Annotated in this window: 17 protein-coding genes and 1 riboswitch; of the genes, 6 read left to right on the top strand and 11 right to left on the bottom strand. The window is 33.9% G+C overall.

From position 1 onward, the window contains the following. Positions 1 to 34: 34 nt before the first annotated feature. Positions 35 to 184 carry a hypothetical protein gene (locus AB1280_RS01940; protein WP_429754731.1) on the bottom strand — a complete coding sequence of 50 codons (150 nt, stop codon included), beginning with the start codon at positions 182 to 184 and terminating at the stop codon, positions 35 to 37. Positions 185 to 370: 186 nt separating this feature from the next. Beyond that, positions 371 to 607, bottom strand: coding sequence for a YkuJ family protein (locus AB1280_RS01935; RefSeq protein ID WP_020059327.1), 237 nt, complete (start codon positions 605 to 607; stop codon positions 371 to 373). 800 nt (positions 608 to 1,407) lie between these two features. Between AB1280_RS01935 and AB1280_RS01930 the strand changes: the two genes are divergently transcribed. Continuing rightward, on the top strand, positions 1,408 to 1,647 hold the full coding sequence (locus tag AB1280_RS01930; RefSeq protein WP_429754730.1) for a glutaredoxin domain-containing protein: 240 nt from the start codon (positions 1,408 to 1,410) through the stop codon (positions 1,645 to 1,647). 111 nt (positions 1,648 to 1,758) lie between these two features. On the opposite strand, the gene AB1280_RS01925 is transcribed toward AB1280_RS01930, so the two are convergent. From AB1280_RS01925 to fadH, 3 genes are all read right to left on the bottom strand, one after another. Then, the gene (locus AB1280_RS01925; RefSeq protein WP_429754729.1) at positions 1,759 to 2,250 is read right to left on the bottom strand and encodes a DUF3993 domain-containing protein; all 492 of its coding nucleotides are present in this window, start codon (positions 2,248 to 2,250) and stop codon (positions 1,759 to 1,761) included. Between the two features lie 184 nt (positions 2,251 to 2,434). Continuing rightward, positions 2,435 to 3,652, bottom strand: coding sequence for an EAL domain-containing protein (locus tag AB1280_RS01920; RefSeq protein ID WP_272188302.1), 1,218 nt, complete (start codon positions 3,650 to 3,652; stop codon positions 2,435 to 2,437). Positions 3,653 to 3,872: 220 nt separating this feature from the next. Further along, a complete protein-coding gene (fadH, locus tag AB1280_RS01915; protein WP_272188303.1) occupies positions 3,873 to 4,637 on the bottom strand; it encodes a 2,4-dienoyl-CoA reductase in 765 nt (254 codons plus the stop codon). A 198-nt stretch (positions 4,638 to 4,835) separates the two neighbouring features. Between fadH and AB1280_RS01910 the strand changes: the two genes are divergently transcribed. Both AB1280_RS01910 and AB1280_RS01905 read left to right on the top strand, forming a co-directional pair. Beyond that, positions 4,836 to 5,702 carry a metallophosphoesterase gene (locus AB1280_RS01910; protein WP_429754728.1) on the top strand — a complete coding sequence of 289 codons (867 nt, stop codon included), beginning with the start codon at positions 4,836 to 4,838 and terminating at the stop codon, positions 5,700 to 5,702. Positions 5,703 to 5,808: 106 nt separating this feature from the next. Beyond that, positions 5,809 to 6,021 (top strand): hypothetical protein, encoded by a 213-nt coding sequence (locus AB1280_RS01905; RefSeq protein ID WP_272188305.1) that lies wholly within the window; start codon positions 5,809 to 5,811, stop codon positions 6,019 to 6,021. Positions 6,022 to 6,215: 194 nt separating this feature from the next. Here the strand turns inward: AB1280_RS01905 and AB1280_RS01900 are convergent, their stop codons facing one another. Continuing rightward, the gene (locus tag AB1280_RS01900; protein WP_272188306.1) at positions 6,216 to 8,324 is read right to left on the bottom strand and encodes an RNA degradosome polyphosphate kinase; all 2,109 of its coding nucleotides are present in this window, start codon (positions 8,322 to 8,324) and stop codon (positions 6,216 to 6,218) included. Between the two features lie 110 nt (positions 8,325 to 8,434). Then, positions 8,435 to 9,973 carry a Ppx/GppA family phosphatase gene (locus AB1280_RS01895; RefSeq protein WP_272188307.1) on the bottom strand — a complete coding sequence of 513 codons (1,539 nt, stop codon included), beginning with the start codon at positions 9,971 to 9,973 and terminating at the stop codon, positions 8,435 to 8,437. Positions 9,974 to 10,289: 316 nt separating this feature from the next. Here AB1280_RS01895 and AB1280_RS01890 point away from each other — a divergent pair, with 316 nt between their 5' ends. Further along, on the top strand, positions 10,290 to 10,748 hold the full coding sequence (locus tag AB1280_RS01890) for a YkyB family protein (protein ID WP_272188308.1): 459 nt from the start codon (positions 10,290 to 10,292) through the stop codon (positions 10,746 to 10,748). 31 nt (positions 10,749 to 10,779) lie between these two features. Here AB1280_RS01890 and AB1280_RS01885 read toward each other — a convergent pair whose 3' ends face one another. The 3 genes from AB1280_RS01885 to AB1280_RS01875 form a co-directional block, all read right to left on the bottom strand. Continuing rightward, complete coding sequence (locus tag AB1280_RS01885) at positions 10,780 to 11,400, bottom strand: YkyA family protein (protein WP_272188355.1); 621 nt, start codon at positions 11,398 to 11,400, stop codon at positions 10,780 to 10,782. Positions 11,401 to 11,456: 56 nt separating this feature from the next. Next, positions 11,457 to 12,245 (bottom strand): peptidoglycan-N-acetylglucosamine deacetylase, encoded by a 789-nt coding sequence (locus tag AB1280_RS01880; RefSeq protein ID WP_272188356.1) that lies wholly within the window; start codon positions 12,243 to 12,245, stop codon positions 11,457 to 11,459. A 472-nt stretch (positions 12,246 to 12,717) separates the two neighbouring features. Continuing rightward, a complete protein-coding gene (locus tag AB1280_RS01875; RefSeq protein WP_429754727.1) occupies positions 12,718 to 12,846 on the bottom strand; it encodes a hypothetical protein in 129 nt (42 codons plus the stop codon). Between the two features lie 567 nt (positions 12,847 to 13,413). On the opposite strand from AB1280_RS01875, the gene AB1280_RS01870 reads away from it, so the two are divergent. Next, positions 13,414 to 13,644, top strand: coding sequence for a phage holin (locus AB1280_RS01870; protein ID WP_429754726.1), 231 nt, complete (start codon positions 13,414 to 13,416; stop codon positions 13,642 to 13,644). Between the two features lie 301 nt (positions 13,645 to 13,945). Here AB1280_RS01870 and AB1280_RS01865 read toward each other — a convergent pair whose 3' ends face one another. Next, positions 13,946 to 14,470 carry a hypothetical protein gene (locus tag AB1280_RS01865; protein WP_429754725.1) on the bottom strand — a complete coding sequence of 175 codons (525 nt, stop codon included), beginning with the start codon at positions 14,468 to 14,470 and terminating at the stop codon, positions 13,946 to 13,948. A gap of 434 nt (positions 14,471 to 14,904) precedes the next feature. Between AB1280_RS01865 and AB1280_RS01860 the strand changes: the two genes are divergently transcribed. Then, positions 14,905 to 16,440, top strand: coding sequence for an MDR family MFS transporter (locus tag AB1280_RS01860; protein WP_429754724.1), 1,536 nt, complete (start codon positions 14,905 to 14,907; stop codon positions 16,438 to 16,440). Between the two features lie 628 nt (positions 16,441 to 17,068). Then, positions 17,069 to 17,256: riboswitch (cobalamin riboswitch) on the top strand. Positions 17,257 to 17,376: the final 120 nt, after the last annotated feature.

Below are 17,376 nucleotides of genomic sequence, written 5' to 3'. Positions count from 1 at the left end.
ATTGTATGGGACAAAGCAACAAAATATGACTTACTTATCCTTTGCTCGTTTCGATATTCCGTATTAAATATGTACAAAATGGACATTTGAAAATAACATTTTGATTAGATTGCGCTGTTAACACATGTATAATCTCTGACTGTTTATGACATTTTGGACACACAACAATAGGCATTTTTTCCACTTTTCTCACCTCTTCATGTCACTGCTTATGAGCAGGATTCTACCTCAAAGCTACCTGATCATAAGAGCTCGATTTATGAAAACTACACTTTATAAAATGTGTTATCAGTTTAGGGCCAGAGAGAGAATCTTATTCATCATAAAAAAAAGAAGGTGCCTTCATTTTGAGGCACCTTCTTTTTATGTATCAAGAAAGAATGTCGTAAATTTCGATTGCAACCATATCAATATTATCAAATTGATATACTTGTGGTTTTTCTCCTTGTTGATACACTTCTAGCTCATACATATCGCTTTTATCAAAATATTTTACGCTACATTTGCGTTCACCGTTCACTTCAAAATAGCGTTGTGCTACTTCGCCGCTTTCAGCTTGTTCTTTTAGACTAACAAGACGAGTTAAAATTCCTTGGAGCAGAGACATGAAATCTCCCCTTTCTCTAATGTTCCTACGAATAGGTTTTACAGCAATACTCATTCTATCCGTCATAACTGAAAAAATGTCACACACCTTAGGATAATGCTTATGAGCAAGAAACTCAACTAAAATTTGTCGAAAAAACATACAAAAAGCCGAAATACACACTTCTACTGCTTTTCTTGCACATTTTACAGAAAAATTATATATATCAATAGCCAAAAACGACATAAAAACATTCTTTTTAGATGGAGATTTAGCTATGCATAGAAGCAGTTAGGTCCTTTTTCTGCCACATGCGAAGTAAAAACAAAGAGAGAAAGCGAGTACAGGCTCCTTTTTCTACATAGCAGCACTCTTTATGTTGAAATATCAAAACGAATTTATATATCAATATTATAAATAAAGATATATAAGGGGTATTACATTCATATTCAATAAAGTGAAACTTCCATCGGCGGGGGTTTTCTTCATCTCCCACCGATGGTTAGCCCTCACCAGTCGGGCTTTTACGGGCAGTTATCTTCCACCTTTCTTCTTAAGAAAATCGGTAGCGGCTCGTTCAGAATCGCAGGACGCCCACGCACCCGACAGAGAGGCGCTTTTTTCCTCGTCCGAGGGGGCGCGAAACGACCAGAGATTCTAGCCGCTAGAGCTGGACAATGCTTTCGCCGAATCTTAAGGTGTGAGTCTTACTGCCCGTGAATAGCGGGATAAAAAAATCTCCATGTTAATGAAGATTTTACTTTATTGAAGTTTTTTATATACGAGAATATAATGAAAATGAGTTAAAGAGGAGGAAGTCCATGAAGAAAGTAGATATATACACACAACCTGATTGCCCACCATGTCAAATTATAAAAGAATTTTTAAAGCATAATCATGTTATTTTTACAGAATACGATGTCAAAAAGGACGCTGCCGCTCGCAATCGTCTTCTCTATGATTATGAGTCCTATTCTACCCCAACTGTTGTTGTAGACGGGGAAGTTGTAGCTGGGTTTCAAATTGAAAAATTACAACAGCTTTTAGAATTAGAACAATAAAAAAAGTGACAGTATATATGTCACTTTTTTCGCTATTCACAAATGATAAATTCTTCATCTCAATACTTGAAGGACACTAAAATGGTAGCATAAAGTGCAACTCCTGTCATTTTACTCTTTTTCGTATTTTTTAATTTCAGATAAGAGCTGTTTATTTTCGTGATACCCCGCCACCTTCCATTTATCACCATTTTTTTGCAGTGTAATAATTTGATACTCATCCGTGTTCATATTCCGTTCATACACATATAACAAATTATACTCTTGATTGTATACAATTTTTGTTTTTGATGAAAAAGTAAATGGTGCTTCTTTAGTAGGTAATAAATATTGAGCACTCCGTTTCACATCCTGATTATTTTCGTCCGTAAAAACTTGAAGAAAGTTATCCGTGAAATAAGGAGATAATATATCATACATTTTTCCCACTGGTAGTCTCTTATCACGAATAGAAAACTGTGCCTCATATCCCTTTTGAATCGTTTCAAATATTTCATTTTGATCAATTTTTGTTTCTTCCTTTCCAAGAACCGTTGTCACACTTTGTCCAATTACAAATGCAACGAATAGAAATAGCACAATCCAAATCCCGTATTTCCTCATTTTCGTACCCTCCTTGTAAAAAGAGCTTATCCTTCTACTATTCATTGTAGCAATGATTATGCAATGAAAGAGTAGCTTTCGTTCGTAAAATGTTTACAACGATAGACACCATTCTTATCATAGTTGTCACTATTACCAATTTATGATAAAAACAAACAAAAAAATGCACGAAATATTTCGTGCATCATAATAAAACATCTTCTTCATATAAAAATTCATAAGACAAGTCAATAAATAAATAATGTTCATCATCAATAGGAAACGAAAACGTCCGAACCAATTCACCTGTTTCAAGATCTCCGTATAAATCAGACAATCTCCCCTTTTGCTCAACGCGTAGCTTCATAATATTTTCTAAAAAGTACGGGCGCCAGCTCCAATTTTTCATATAATACTCTGGCATTAACACCCATTCTCCATCTTTTTTCATAACATTTCCTGATTTTTGAAATCCGTCTTCATTACAAATAAAAATACGAAAGCTACAATGTGTCACTTGTTGACTAAAATTCATTAGCCATTTATTAAAATCTTCTATTTTTCTCTGTTTTGCTAATACATTCCCAACATATTCTCGCAGCGTTTCTGTCAGTTCATAAACCTTCTGCAATTTTCGTTTTTCACGCTGAATAAATTGATGGCACTCATTGCCAAGGCGCTCTTTCAAAATGTCTTTATCAATAAAATTAGACAAAGATTCTTTCAAATAATTCCCTTGGTAGTATCTCCCTCCATTTTTCCACGCATATTGCAACTGATAGAATGCATCAATATCTTCATACAATAATGTTGCTCCAATGCGTCTCGCTAAGAGTGATAATGAATACAAAATATCCTGGTACGATTGTAACAACGCCGTTTGACGTAAGTTTGTTAAATCTACTTTTAGAATATCAGGAGTTAACATACTAATTCGTTCGAGATTACTTGTGCCTGTTCCTACTTTATTAATCGCAACTTGAATCCCATATGTACGGTAATACATAAGCAAATGGTTAAACTGTTCAATTTCTTCTTTAAAATCATGTTCTGTTATTTCTAACACAATATGATTTAAACAAAGCCCTTTCTTCTCATACGTTAATAATAAATGCAGTAAACTTTCACTTTCATCACTCATCAATATATGCGCATTACGATGCACAAATAATAAAAATGATTGATCTGTTTCCAAATACCGATCCAATGCTTTTCCTAAAATAACATTATCAACTTCAAGTTGAAACTCGTATGGAATCGAATCATCGTGAAAAAATGCAGCAAGACTGTGAATCCCTTCTTCTGTTTGTATACGTCCTACTACTTCATATCCAATTACAGTATGTTCATCGGCACTAAAAATAGCTTGATAATAAGGAAGGACTTTATCCAAATTACTCATCACATCTAATGCATCTACCATAGTGCTCCCCCCTTTACTTTTCAAGATTATAACACGTTATGTGGAAAAAATAATAAAAAAATCCCTTCAGTTCTCCTGAAGGGATTAGAGGGGTAAAATGCTAAGGGGAATTAGCAATTCTACTATGAAGAAAAAAGAGGTCTTAAATATACCTTATAAACAATTTTCTGTAAAGGTCCTCTTTCTAAATGTCACAAATCTGTCACAAATTCCCTCTCTTTTAAAACGGATATTGATGCAAATGTTGACCACCATCCATTGTAATACAAGCTCCATTTATGTACGCTGCTTCTTCAGAGCATAAATAAAAAGCAAGACCAGCAATTTCTTCCGGTGTACCAAGCCTGCCAAGTGGCACGCTGTGTAATGTGCGCTTCGCTGCTTCTTCAGATATCCAAAGCTTATCAGCTCCCCCAGTACGTTCAATTGGCCCTGGAGCAATTGCATTCACACGAATTCCATATTTACGTCCCCACTCAACAGCAAGTGTTCTCGTCATCGCTAATACACCCGCTTTTGCTGCTGCGGAATGAATAACACCAGGACCTGCATCCCATGCATAAGTTGCAACCATATTAATAATTGTTCCTTTTATCTCTTTTTCAATCCAGTATTTACCAATAGCTTGACTGCAATAAAATGTACCGTTTAACACGATGTTAATAACAGCATTCCAACCATTTGGCGATAAATCTTCAGCAGGAGAAAGAAAATTTCCCGCAGCATTATTTACAAGTACATCGATGCGTCCAAATTCTTTATCGATTTTTTCAATCATTCCTTTTATGTCCTCAATATTGCGCACATCCATTTGTACAGGTAATACTTGTCCTTCAAATTGTTCAATTTCTTTCTTCGTCTCTTCTAACTTTTCTAATGTACGTCCTGTAATTACAACTCGCGCTCCTTCTTTTGCAAAACGAGTTGCCATTCCTTTTCCCATTCCACTTGAACCACCTGTAATTACAACTACCTTTTCTTTCATATTTTTCCCTCCCTAAAATGAATACATATTCATTTTATCATTTTACACGACAGAATTCTTTATAAATTTAAATTTTTCTGATATCTTTTAATAAAATACAATATTTAATAACGAAAGGAGAGAAGATATGCAGCGACTCATTCTAACGAATCACATCTTTCTACTATTATCATTTTCTATCATCTCGCTCATATAAATATGAATCAAATAACAAGAAGAAATTTTATTAAAAAAGGCATTCGCACACTATTATATACTTGTATAACGACTGGTACAGGTTACTATTATGCAAAGTTTATAGAACCATCACTTCTCTCTTTTACAAATCATACACTTCACTCTCCACTCATTCCACATGGATTTAACGGCATTAAAATTATTCAATTTAGCGATTTACATTTAGGATATTATTACTCACTGCAACAACTTTCTAAAGTAGTTGCAAAAATAAATGAAAAAAAACCTGACATCGTATTTTTTACTGGGGATCTAATCGACAATTATCAAACATATGAAGGTACTCCATTTGTCTCATCAATTTTACAAACAATTCATGCTCCGCTCGGTAAATTTGCTATTTTCGGTAATCACGATCACGGTGGATATGGGACAGAATACTACGGTCACATCATGAAGCAATCTGGATTTGAAATATTACAAAATGCAGAAAAACGCATTCGTCTACTAGATGGAAGTGAAATTTCTATTTTTGGTATTGACGATATCATGCTCGGAAACCCTGACATACATGGTATCTTAAAACAAGCGCAAGATCATCTTTATACAATTGTTCTCGTACATGAACCCGATGTTGCACCCCATATTGCAAATTTCCCTATTAATTTACAACTTTCCGGCCACAGTCACGGTGGACAAGTACAGCTCCCTTTCTTTGGCGCCATTATTACTCCTACATTTGCAAAACACTATATTGAAGGTTTTTATCCTATTAAGAAAAAGTATGAATTATTATTGTATGTAAATCGAGGCATTGGAACAACACGTGTACCATTTCGATTTTTAGCAAAACCGGAAATTACACTCTTCACATTACAATCGACATAATATAGAACTGTGTTTCGCCTATTTTCTGCATCATTCTCTCTTGTACTCGCTCATCCATGTTATTTTCCCATATGATAACAATGAGTTCATTGAAGGAGGTTTTGACATGTATCCACAATATCAGCCAATTCCATTCCGTTCAGTTCCAGTTGGTCCAATCGGAGATTCACGATTCATACCATTTCTTGGATTTCCTTTTTTAGCCGGTCTTGCAGGAGGTTTACTCGGCGGGGCATTGGCATTTGGGCCTAGACCATACTATCCACCTCCATTTTATCCTTGCTACGGCCCTCCTTGTCCAACACCATTTTTTTACTAATGTAAGTTGAACCAACTATAGAAAAAAGGCCTCAAATCGAGGCCTTTTTTCTATACATATATCTTATTCCACTACATGCAAATACATCTATTTTCATTTTTTCGACATGTAAATCACCGCTATGCATGTCCAGATGCTCTCCCATAAAAGGAAAGGGGTTTTTATTTCTTTTTTTCAATTTATATTTATAGAGTTTATTCTTCTTCAGTATGTGTATATGCCATTTGAAAGAGCTGTACTTGACTTTCAATATTTTCTATAAGATCCCTTACCACATAATAATATTCTCCATGTTCATTTTGTTCACGCGCTTTTACATTATCATCTAAAATAAGTTGCAAAACATCTTTAATTCGCGTTTTCATATCAAATCCTAAAATAGGAAATGAAATTTCTACACGTTTTTCCATATTACGCGTCATCCAATCAGCTGAAGATAAAAATATTTTTTCCTCTCCATTATGGTGAAAATAATAAATTCGACTATGTTCTAAATAACGACCTACCACACTAATCACACGAATATTATCACTTACACCTGAAATTTGAGGGCGCAAACAACAAATTCCTCTTACAATGAGATCAATTTTTACACCTGCTTGCGATGCTTCGTATAATTTTTGAATAAGCGGCTTATCTGTTAACGAATTCATTTTCGCTATAATGTAGCCATTTCCATATTGTTTATGATAACGAATCTCTTCATCAATGAGTTCAATAAATTGCAGACGAATATCAAACGGAGCAACTGATATACGGTGAAAATGTGGTTTCATTGTATAACCGCTTAAATAATTAAAAAAGTTTGTTGCATCAATTCCGAAATCTTTGCGCGATGTAATATACCCAAAGTCAGTATATAACTTCGCTGTCGCATCATTATAGTTCCCTGTGCCTAAATGAACAAATCTTTCAATTTTCCCATGCTTTCGCCTTACAACAAGCGTAATTTTACTATGTGTTTTCAAATGGCTAACACCATAAATTACATGACAACCTGCTTTTTCCAATTCTTTTGCCCACTGAACATTATTTTCTTCATCAAAACGGGCCTTTAATTCCACAAGTACTGTCACTTGCTTTCCATTTTCTGCTGCTGTTTTTAAAGCTTGAATAACGGGTGAATCTCCGCTTACACGGTATAGTGTTTGTTTGATTGCTAATACATCCGGATCTTCAGCTGCGTCTGCTACAAAATCAATGACAGGATGAAATGACTCAAATGGATGATGTAATAACACATCTTCTTCTAACACTTTTTCAAATATATCTTCTTCGTCATCTAAATCTTGAGGTGGCTGAGGAATAAATGCAGGATAGATGAGATGCTCATATGTAGATGCTAACTTCTTATAAAGCGCAAATAAGCACGTTAAATCAAGCGGTCCCTCAATCATGTATACATCTTCATCTCTCACTTCTAACGCTTCGTATAATAGAGACAATACTCTTTCATCTAAATTATCTGTTCCTACTTCTAAACGAACCGCGGCTCCCCATTTTCGCTTTTTTAATTCTTTCTCAATGACTTTCAATAAATCACGTGCACCTTCCTCATGAATTGTTAAATCTGCATTACGCGTAATTCGAAAACGCGTAACAGAGGATACTGTGTATCCGGTAAATAATTTATGAGTGAAGTTACTAATCACATCTTCTAATAAAATAAATTTTTGCTTATTATCTTCATTTGGTAAAAAAATAAAACGTTCTAATAATGATGGAACTTGGACGATGCCAAGCTTTGTCCGATTTTCTTCTACTGTTTGTCTGTCGTCATATAAAATAGCAGCTAAATTTAAGCTTTTATTTAATAACATAGGAAACGGTCGATACGCATCAATTGCTACAGGTGTTAACACGGGGAAAATTTGCTCATCAAAATATTCTTCAATAAATTCTCGTTGTTCTTTCGTTAAATCATGAAAAGACAACTGCTCAATTCCTTCTTCCTGTAGTGCAGGAAGTAAAACATTTCGATAAGTATCATACTGCACTTGCATTAATTCATGTGCCTTAGATGAAATTTTCCCCAATTGTTTTTTCGGTGTTAGTCCCGCCTTATTTTCTGGTTGATTAAATCCAGCTTTCACCTGATCTTTTAGCCCCGCAACACGCACCATGAAAAATTCATCTAAATTTGAGCTGAAGATACTAATAAACTTTAATCTCTCTAATAATGGATTACTGTCGTCTTGTGCTTCTTGTAATACTCGTTCATTAAAGGCAAGCCAGCTTAATTCACGATTGTTATAATAAGCTGTATCATTCAAATTTATAAGACTATTTTTCATCGCTTCCATATTCCCCTCACACTTCCCTCTAAAGCTTTCTCAATATAATTTAGTTATATTTATTTTAACAAATTTTTACTGGGATAAATGTAAATTTTTTGTAAAGAAGTTCGTACAACTTAACATTCTTCTTTAAAATACAGGTCAATGTTCATCTTTAAAATTTTCTCTATTTGCTTTTTCTGCTTTTCTGCTTGTACTTTTTCAGATAGAGCTGACCGCTTACAGTAAGTATAAAAATCAAGCCCACCTTCTCTTTTTACAATACGGACGGATTCGATAAGATTGCGATTCGTTACATTTAACGCTGCTGAAAATTGCAAAACTGACCCTAATAATCGGATTTTTCTTTGTTCGTCTTTTTCAAACCAACCTACGAACGGTTCGATGCATTGTTTAAACAACAATTTCGATTTATAAGATGCAATTAATGCTAATTTAATTCGTTCTTTATGCATCATGCCATCTATCGTTTTATTTGCTAATAAATAAAACGTATGCTGTCTGCTTGACTCTTCATCAATATATTTTCCAATATTAAATACTTTTGCCGCTCTATGTAGCGCAGTCCAATCTTCTTTCTCGAAAGAAATAACCCCATTTTTTTCTAACTCTTTACAAATTATCGTCGCATTTTTTATAAGCTGTATCACAATGCTCATGTCCATCTCATATTCATGAGCAAGTAAGTGTAAGCTTTCTTCCACTACATTTGGATAATAAGTAATTCCAAGTGAACGAACTAATTCTTCATAAAATACACCTTCGCGTAGTCCCTTTCTACTTAATACAAAGGACGGGGCTTCTACGATAGTTGTTAACATCCTAAACACTTCTAATGCCGGAATAATAGTATCTGCGCGATCTTTAGCAAGCCCCTCTAACTTTTGCAATTCTATAAAGGACAGTCTTAATAAATGTTCATGCACATATTCAATATCAGTTGGCTTCATCTTATATAAATGCAATCCAGAAATTGGATAAGAAATTAGATTCTGGTGAATATTCACCATATTTCGTGCACTACCTCCAATTGCAATTAACGGTAATTTTTTACTTTTAAGCCACGAAAGAGATTGAAACTGATACCATAAATAGCTTCTTAATTCTTCAAGTTCTTCTGAAGTTGGTGTATCATTTCGAAAAAATTGTTGTTTTAACGACAGCGCGCCGAACGGAAAACTATGATAGTTTACAATTTCTCGATTTTGAAAATACGTAATTTCTGTACTTCCTCCTCCAATATCAACAGTAATCCCTTCCGTGAAAGAGGTAGAGTTTGTAACAGTTATATATCCATACCGCGCTTCTTCATATTCTGACAATACTCGAAGCTTAAAATCAGTATACCTTTCAACAAGACGTTTAATTTCCATTTGATTTTCAGCCTGCCGAACTGTTGCCGTTGCTACGCACAATACTTTATGTAACTGATGAAACCGCGTGCTTTCTTGAAATTGTAACAAAGTATGTAATAATATTTGAATTCCTTCTTCGTTTAGGACACCATCTACTAAATAATTCCGTAAACGAGCAGCTACCTTTGTATTTTCAATCTCTTTATAAAAGCCACCACTTTGTTTTTCATAAATAACTAATCTCATTGTGTTCGATCCGATATCAATAATTCCATATTGGTTTTTCAACACTCTCGTCATCCTTTTCTTCGTATCATTATATTGTTAATTTACATTACAATACTCTTCCACAGTGGTATAAGAGCTCCTAAATGAATTCATAAAAAAGCCTTCCCATTTTTTCTCTCAATTAAATAAAAGTATTGACTTACTAAAAAAAGATATAACTATATAAATTCTTTTTCATTTTTCAATTTGTATTTATCTATTATACAGAATAGTTGTTTTTTGTCACAACATTGCTTTAATATTGAAAATACAAAAATTAGCTTTCTACATAGAAAAATTGCTAACTTTTATTGAATTATGATAATGTAGACAGGAAAGGAGTGCTAAGATGAAATCTTCACAACCCCAGTCTCGTTCCTATAACCAATTTTCGGTTCATCAACTTGCTGAAGCAATTTTCAGTGTCAACCGACATGCAAAATCTGCTACAGATCCGAAATATTTATACTGGTTAAAAAAAACAGCTTTAGAACGATTAATTGTAGAAAAACAAGCTACGAAAGAAGGTTTACATTTTTCTAAAAATCCACGGTTTAGTCAGCAACAATCTGACGTCCTTGTCCGAGCAGGTAATTATTACTTCCATATCCCTCCTACGAAAGACGATTTTCGTAGCCTTCCACATCTCGGCAACCTTGATTGTGCATATCGAAACCCAAAAACACATCTATCCTTAACCTCTGCCAAAAAAATGCTCCAGCAGTATATTGGAAAAGAAGCATTTCAACAAGAAAAAAAGTTAAGCGAACCAACCCCTTGGTATCGTCGGACTTACACAAAAAAATAAAGAAGCTTTGGCCCAAACGGCCAAAGCTTCTTTATTTTTTATCTTCTTTTAATTTAATGTTTGCTTGCTTATAGAAAGCTAGTTTTTCATCATTATATTGCTTTGTATATTCATTAAATTTATTTTTCGGAGCATCAATCTCTTGATAAGATTGATTTACAGCTTTTACTTTTTCACTAATCGCTTTCAATTTTTCATCCTTCGATTGCAACATCGTATATAATTCTTTTTCTAGTTTTAAGGATTTTTTATAACTATCATACATCTTTTTAAAAGCATCATAACGGCCTTTATATGAATCTTGTACTTTCTTTGCTTGTTCTTGTAACTTTTTATCTTTAAGATCCTTTACATATTTATCAACATCTTTTGTTTCTGCTTGCGCTTTATCTAACGTTTCTTTCTCTTTATCTAACACTTTTTCACGGTCAGTAACGCTTTTTACTGCTTGATCTACCTTCTCTTTTACCACTTGATTGTTATCTTTTCCGTCTTTTACAACCTGGTTATATAATTCTTGCCCTTGCTTTTCTAATGTTTCTAATGTTTTCGCATCTTCAAAAATTGTTTTTTCTTTTTTTGCAGCATTCTCAAATGCTACATACAACTCTTCTTCTGGTTTAGGTCCGAAGCAACCTGCAAGTAAACTCATTGATATAGCTGTTACTATTGCTACTTTTTTATATTTCAACTTCAATTCCTCCTATTTTATATACGATTATCATGCCAAAAATTTAATGAAAAGTGATTTGCTTCATCGTATACTTCAAAGTCGTATCCTTTTTTACGAAGATCATCAATGATTGTTTGCAAAGCTTCCACTGTTTGCTTCTTTTCATGCATTAAAACGACTTCTCGTTCTTTATTAACATGAGGAACAACATTTTGAATGACCCCATTAGGATTTCCTGGTAACTTCCAATCTAAAGAATCAACTGTCCAATCCCATTCTTTCATACCAACAGAAGTCATTTGATCACGCAAAGCTTGAGTAAGACCCGGCATACTTCCATATGGACAACGAACAAGATTCGGATGAATACCTGTTACCTCTTTCATAATATCCTGAGCCTGTTTCATTTCCTCAACAAACTTACCTTCTTTATACAGTTTGTTATAATTATGCGTCATACTATGAACACCCGGATAATGCCCCTCTTTTACTAAACGCTTTACACTATCCTTATGAGCTGGAATATTCCCACCAATCATAAAGAATGTTGCCTTTATATTATTCTTCTTTAAAATATCTAATAGTTCCTTTTGATATTCACTTGGACCATCATCAAATGTTAAGTATACTATTTTACGCATTTGACCGTTATATTTTTCTGGCACTTCTTTTTTCATCTCTACTTTAGGTTGTTCACTTGCAAACTGAACAGTATTTTCTTGATTCGCAACTGCTTTTGCAGGAGAAGTAATGGATTGAAACATAAAAAACCCTGCCGCTACAACACAAATTGCAATAATAGCAATACCCAACCGTTTAATCATTGTAGAGCGACGGTTTGTAACGTCTACCATTCTATCATTTCCTTTCTATTTTTCTATACATCTTTACTTTTTTCATTTTACACAGCATAAATAAATCGACGCAATATATAAATGCAAATTGAAGAACGACATAAAAAAACCATTCTTTTTATATTGACAAGAGCATCTAGCCATTGGCAGCGGCTTATATGTTGAAAACTCAAAATGAATTTATATAATACATGCCGTTTATTTTCAAAACGTCTTCAAAAGGAAAAGTGTAGAGGTCATTCCAACTCTACACTTTTAATAAGAAATCATTGTGCAAAATGTACTGATACGTCCATCATTAATTATATGATGATTAACTATATTTTTAAAGGGGGTTGTTACAAAATACACAATATATTGTAACAAAATTGCAAAAAATGTTTCGAAATAATAATGTTTTAATCCCTCTTATTTGTATGTCTCTATTTTAATATAACCTCGTTTACACTAGTTCTAACAGCTCCTCAAATGAATCTCCTTCTAATGGATATATTGCGCTACCAAACATAAATGTGATGTGCACAATATCAACTTGCCACACATTTGTAAAATTTTTATTAATTCGATTCATTAATGCCGATTCTTCATATCTCCCTGCAGTTATTACATATTTATTTTCTTTTCAGTATGTTATAACATCCGTTTTTCGCACTAATGTTTGTTCTATCCTTAAAATGATTTACTCCAGTTTTGATTCTAAAATACTACTCTTCAATTATTATGTGTCGCTATGTAACTGTTGCTTTTCTATTAAATAAAAAAATGGTAACTACTCAGTCACTCTATGAAAAAACGATAGAAAAGCATTTTTTAAATAGTCGAGAGAGACTGGCTATGTATAGGAGCGGTCAGGGCCTTTTCCTGCCACGCACAAAGTTTGAAAACAAAGAAAGGTAGCAAGATGTAAGTCCATTTTTATCTTCATGGCAGCAACCTATACGCTGAAAAATGAAAATAACTTTCTATAATAAAGGGGCGTATTTTCACTGGAATAATCCCCCTTACCAAACTTCTAAATGACATGTATGGCTGAGTTGTTTCAAAAAATGTGCTTACAAATACTATAAGCTTGTATTTCTTTCATTTCTATTTTCATATACATATTATATAAAACATATAACATAAGGAGGGACATATCATGAAAACAGAAAATTTCTCCGACATTATCCGTTTTCTTACTGGGTTTCTTTTATCATTAAAGCTATTATTTGAATCATTTGGGTTACATTTCATTTCAAATGGACAAATCGATGCAATTGTCAATGTTGCCTCTTTTTTATTTATCTTATACTTCGGATACAAAAATAACTATTTAGGAAAAAAAGGACTTGAACAAAAAGAACTTTTGAAAAAACACAAACTCCACTAATGAAGGGACGCTTTTACTAAAAACTGTTCTTCATACTCATAGGATAGATTTTAGAACCTCCCTATAAGAGAAAACTGAAAACATGTTGGATCGTCATAAAAGAAGGGAATTATCCATTATACATGGACAATTTCCTTCTTCACCTATTTATACTTATATATAAATCCACTTTAATTTCCCCACATACTATACAAAAGAAAACATGACCTGTACTTTTATTCACCCTTGTAGCTAGATGTGAAGATCCTAACCGCTTCCATACATAATGAAATGTTCTCGTCCACCTAAAAAGAAAAAATCTTCATGTCGCTTTTATCAGCATAGCCTCCTTTGTTTGCAATGGTCCATACACTTGGTTATTATGTTGAAATGTATACGTGGCACAAAGAGGCAAAGAAGATGGTAAACTGTTACGCTCAGCTTTTACTCGCCATACTAAACGTGCTTTTTCTTTCGGTAATAAGTTATCTATACGCCACCTAACAAGCTGAAACAGAAATTCATTTTCCCCATTATTGGATGTTAAAGTATTTGGTACATACGATAACTGATCTCTAATCATATGACTGACAAATATGCGAGAAACAGCCTCTTCCCCTTGATTATCTACCTCAATTTGAATTGCAATTATATCTTGAATTTCATAATAAACAGTGTTTGAAAACGAAGAGTGTTGTTTCATATCGCACACGGTAAGTGTTGCTTCTATACGAGGGATATATTGCTTATAAACTAAATCTTTGTCCGTACTCCCTGACCATAAAGTAGGTTGTATACTCAAAGTAAACTTATTTTGTTTTTCTAACTCACCACAATCTTTCACCATACAAATTCACCTCATTCTCATATTAAATGTATAGCTCTCTTACTTCTGCCATTAACAGTACCCAAAATTCATCCCACTATTCGTGGGCAATAAGACCCCACTGATTAAAGTTTCACTTTATACTCTTTACTTTATATAGTATTCAATAAACAAAGGAAAAAAACATTCTAAAAAAGCTGCACATTATGTACAGCTTTTTCTTGTACTTCTTTATTCTCTACTAACTCCAAGTAAAAACTCTCCTATTGATAAAAATATGTAATCTTCGACTAAAAGATTCATACAGACGGCAAAATAATTTTACTAAATGAAATTATTTGTGATTTAGTCAATTTTGACTATAATATAATTTATCCCGTTCTAACCATCAGAAGGGATGAGAACATACTAATAGAAGTTTCACTTTATTATTGGTGTACAAAGGAGGGCTATGCTTGGAGGAACAAATAACTCAAAAGCAAGCAAGTAATACAAAGTTCGTTGTAACTGGATTGTTACTTGGAATATTATTAGCAGCAATGGATAATACAATTGTTGCTACTGCAATGGCTACCATTGTAGGTGATTTAGGCGGATTTGATAAGTTTGTATGGGTTACTTCTGCCTATATGGTAGCTACTATGGCCGGGATGCCTATTTTTGGAAAACTATCAGATATGTACGGACGTAAACGTTTTTACATAGGAGGATTGCTTCTCTTTTTAATTGGTTCAATGCTTTGCGGCACTGCCAATAGTATTGAACAATTAAGTATATACCGCGCCATTCAAGGTATTGGCGGAGGCGCTCTTATGCCAATTGCCTTTACAATTATGTATGATATTTTCCCAGCAGAAAAACGAGGTAAAATGACAGGACTATTTGGAGCTGTTTTTGGAACATCAAGCGTGTTTGGACCGCTTCTAGGTGCGTATATTACCGACTATATTAGTTGGCACTGGGTATTTTATATTAATATTCCATTAGGGATTGTCTCGCTATTTTTCATTACAAAATACTACAAAGAATCTCTACAATATAGTAAACAAAAAATTGATTGGGCAGGTGCCATTACTTTAATTATTGGTATCGTTTCTCTCATGTTTGCTTTAGAACTTGGTGGTAAAAAATACGACTGGAATTCAAGTGTAATTATTAGCCTATTTGCTACATTTGCTGTTATGCTTATTATCTTTTTCTTTATTGAACGAAAAGTGGCGGAACCGATTATTTCCTTCCATTTATTCCGAAAACGTTTATTTGCAGCAAGTCAAGGCGTTGCTTTCTTCTATGGTGCAACGTTTATTATTTGTACAGTCTATATTCCAATTTTCGTACAAGGTGTTCTTGGTGGATCTGCAGCAAACGCTGGACTTATTTTAACGCCAATGATGGTAGGATCTGTTATCGGAAGCCAAATAGGCGGACAGTTAACAACGCGTACAAGCTATCGTAACATAATGACGATCTCTGGTATTTTCTTTATTCTTGGTATGTATTTATTAAGTACATTAACAATAGATACCTCACGGACAATGGTAACAGTCTTTATGATTTTAGCTGGATTTGGCGTTGGATTTTCCTTCTCTGTCCTAAGTATGGCTTCTATTCATAATTTAAGTATGAGAGAACGCGGCTCTGCAACATCAACAAACTCTTTCTTCCGTTCACTTGGTATGACGCTTGGCGTAACAATTTTTGGTACCATTCAAAATCATGCATTTACAGATAAACTAAAATCTATTTTTCCGCCAGAATTAGCAAAAATGGCTCCAAAAGGCGGCGATACAAGTTTCTTATTATCTCCAAATGCTACTGAAAAAATACCAACAGAAATTTTACATGGCATTAAAGATGCGCTAGCAAACTCTATCGCTGACACATTTTTATGGGCACTTATTCCTGCATCGCTTAGCATTATATGCATCTTATTTATGGGAAAAGACCGATTAGTTGCACCAACAAACAAGAAACAAAAACAAGTGAGTTAACATTCCTCGTATTTGTAAAATGTTATTGATCATGCTTCTGCTCCACTTTAATAGCTAAAACAACTATATAAGGATGCAAAAGTAGGAAAGCTTTCAGAAATCAATCCAGAATCAGACTAATAAATATATAAACAGTCACCAAGAGTGGCTGTTTTTTCTATTTATAAAAACGGATTTTCTGAAGCGGTTTTTCCCATTTTTCTTTTTTGTAACCTCTCTCCTTTTTCATTACAATACAAATATATAAAGGAGGCGAGATCTTATGAAAGGTCATTTAATTAAACAATACGGATTCTCCGTATACTACCATTCCAATTTACAAAAGCAAAGTTTATACATACTAATGCTTCGAAGCGAAATCGCTTTTCAGTCCCATTCATTACACCCCAATGAGCAACTTGAACTACTATCCTATGACCGATTACTCTTTCATCACGCTCGCGATATATATAAACGCATACAGTGTTCCTACTCTGTTTTTTCACATACATATCCACGATCACATTGGTGGTGGCATTTAGAAAATTGTTTGTTTTAACAAATTAAATATCTTATTTTTAAAAATAGTGGACATTTTTCGAAAATTCATGATAAAATCTGTTTCAATATCATATCCGCTAGTTACATTCCTTTCCAAAAGGAAATAGGTACACGAAAAATTATTTTCGTGTTTAAAAGGGAAGTTTGGTGAAAAGCCAACGCGGTCCCGCCACTGTAAGTGCAAAGATTTCTTTCTATATACCACTGTGAAAACGGGAAGGTGATCGAAATCGCTGATGCATGAGTCAGGAAACCTGCCTATTTTAACGGCACTGATAGACTCACGGATGATGAGGAGGTGTTTTTAACGAAAGAGAAGTGTTTTCTGCTTCTATGTTTACTTTTCGTTAAAAGCATTTCCGAGTATACGGAAATGCTTACTTATATTTAGGGAGG

It is taken from the genome of Bacillus sp. S10(2024), assembly GCF_050473865.1.
In the GTDB taxonomy this organism is placed as follows: Bacteria; Bacillota; Bacilli; order Bacillales; family Bacillaceae_G; genus Bacillus_A.
This window is presented reverse-complemented; position numbering and strand designations above follow the sequence as displayed.

Excerpts from the sequence above, each read along its gene's own strand:
- AB1280_RS01920 (WP_272188302.1), bottom strand. The coding sequence starts at position 3,652 with ATGGTAGATGCATTAGATGTGATGAGTAATTTGGATAAAGTCCTTCCT.
- AB1280_RS01865 (WP_429754725.1), bottom strand. The coding sequence starts at position 14,470 with ATGGTGAAAGATTGTGGTGAGTTAGAAAAACAAAATAAGTTTACTTTG.
- AB1280_RS01895 (WP_272188307.1), bottom strand. The coding sequence starts at position 9,973 with ATGACGAGAGTGTTGAAAAACCAATATGGAATTATTGATATCGGATCG.
- AB1280_RS01935 (WP_020059327.1), bottom strand. The coding sequence starts at position 607 with ATGTCTCTGCTCCAAGGAATTTTAACTCGTCTTGTTAGTCTAAAAGAA.
- AB1280_RS01925 (WP_429754729.1), bottom strand. The coding sequence starts at position 2,250 with ATGAGGAAATACGGGATTTGGATTGTGCTATTTCTATTCGTTGCATTT.
- AB1280_RS01885 (WP_272188355.1), bottom strand. The coding sequence starts at position 11,400 with ATGAGTTTACTTGCAGGTTGCTTCGGACCTAAACCAGAAGAAGAGTTG.
- AB1280_RS01870 (WP_429754726.1), top strand. The coding sequence starts at position 13,414 with ATGAAAACAGAAAATTTCTCCGACATTATCCGTTTTCTTACTGGGTTT.
- fadH (WP_272188303.1), bottom strand. The coding sequence starts at position 4,637 with ATGAAAGAAAAGGTAGTTGTAATTACAGGTGGTTCAAGTGGAATGGGA.
- AB1280_RS01910 (WP_429754728.1), top strand. The coding sequence starts at position 4,836 with ATGAATCAAATAACAAGAAGAAATTTTATTAAAAAAGGCATTCGCACA.
- AB1280_RS01930 (WP_429754730.1), top strand. The coding sequence starts at position 1,408 with ATGAAGAAAGTAGATATATACACACAACCTGATTGCCCACCATGTCAA.
- AB1280_RS01905 (WP_272188305.1), top strand. The coding sequence starts at position 5,809 with ATGTATCCACAATATCAGCCAATTCCATTCCGTTCAGTTCCAGTTGGT.
- AB1280_RS01900 (WP_272188306.1), bottom strand. The coding sequence starts at position 8,324 with ATGGAAGCGATGAAAAATAGTCTTATAAATTTGAATGATACAGCTTAT.
- AB1280_RS01875 (WP_429754727.1), bottom strand. The coding sequence starts at position 12,846 with ATGAATCGAATTAATAAAAATTTTACAAATGTGTGGCAAGTTGATATT.
- AB1280_RS01890 (WP_272188308.1), top strand. The coding sequence starts at position 10,290 with ATGAAATCTTCACAACCCCAGTCTCGTTCCTATAACCAATTTTCGGTT.
- AB1280_RS01880 (WP_272188356.1), bottom strand. The coding sequence starts at position 12,245 with ATGATTAAACGGTTGGGTATTGCTATTATTGCAATTTGTGTTGTAGCG.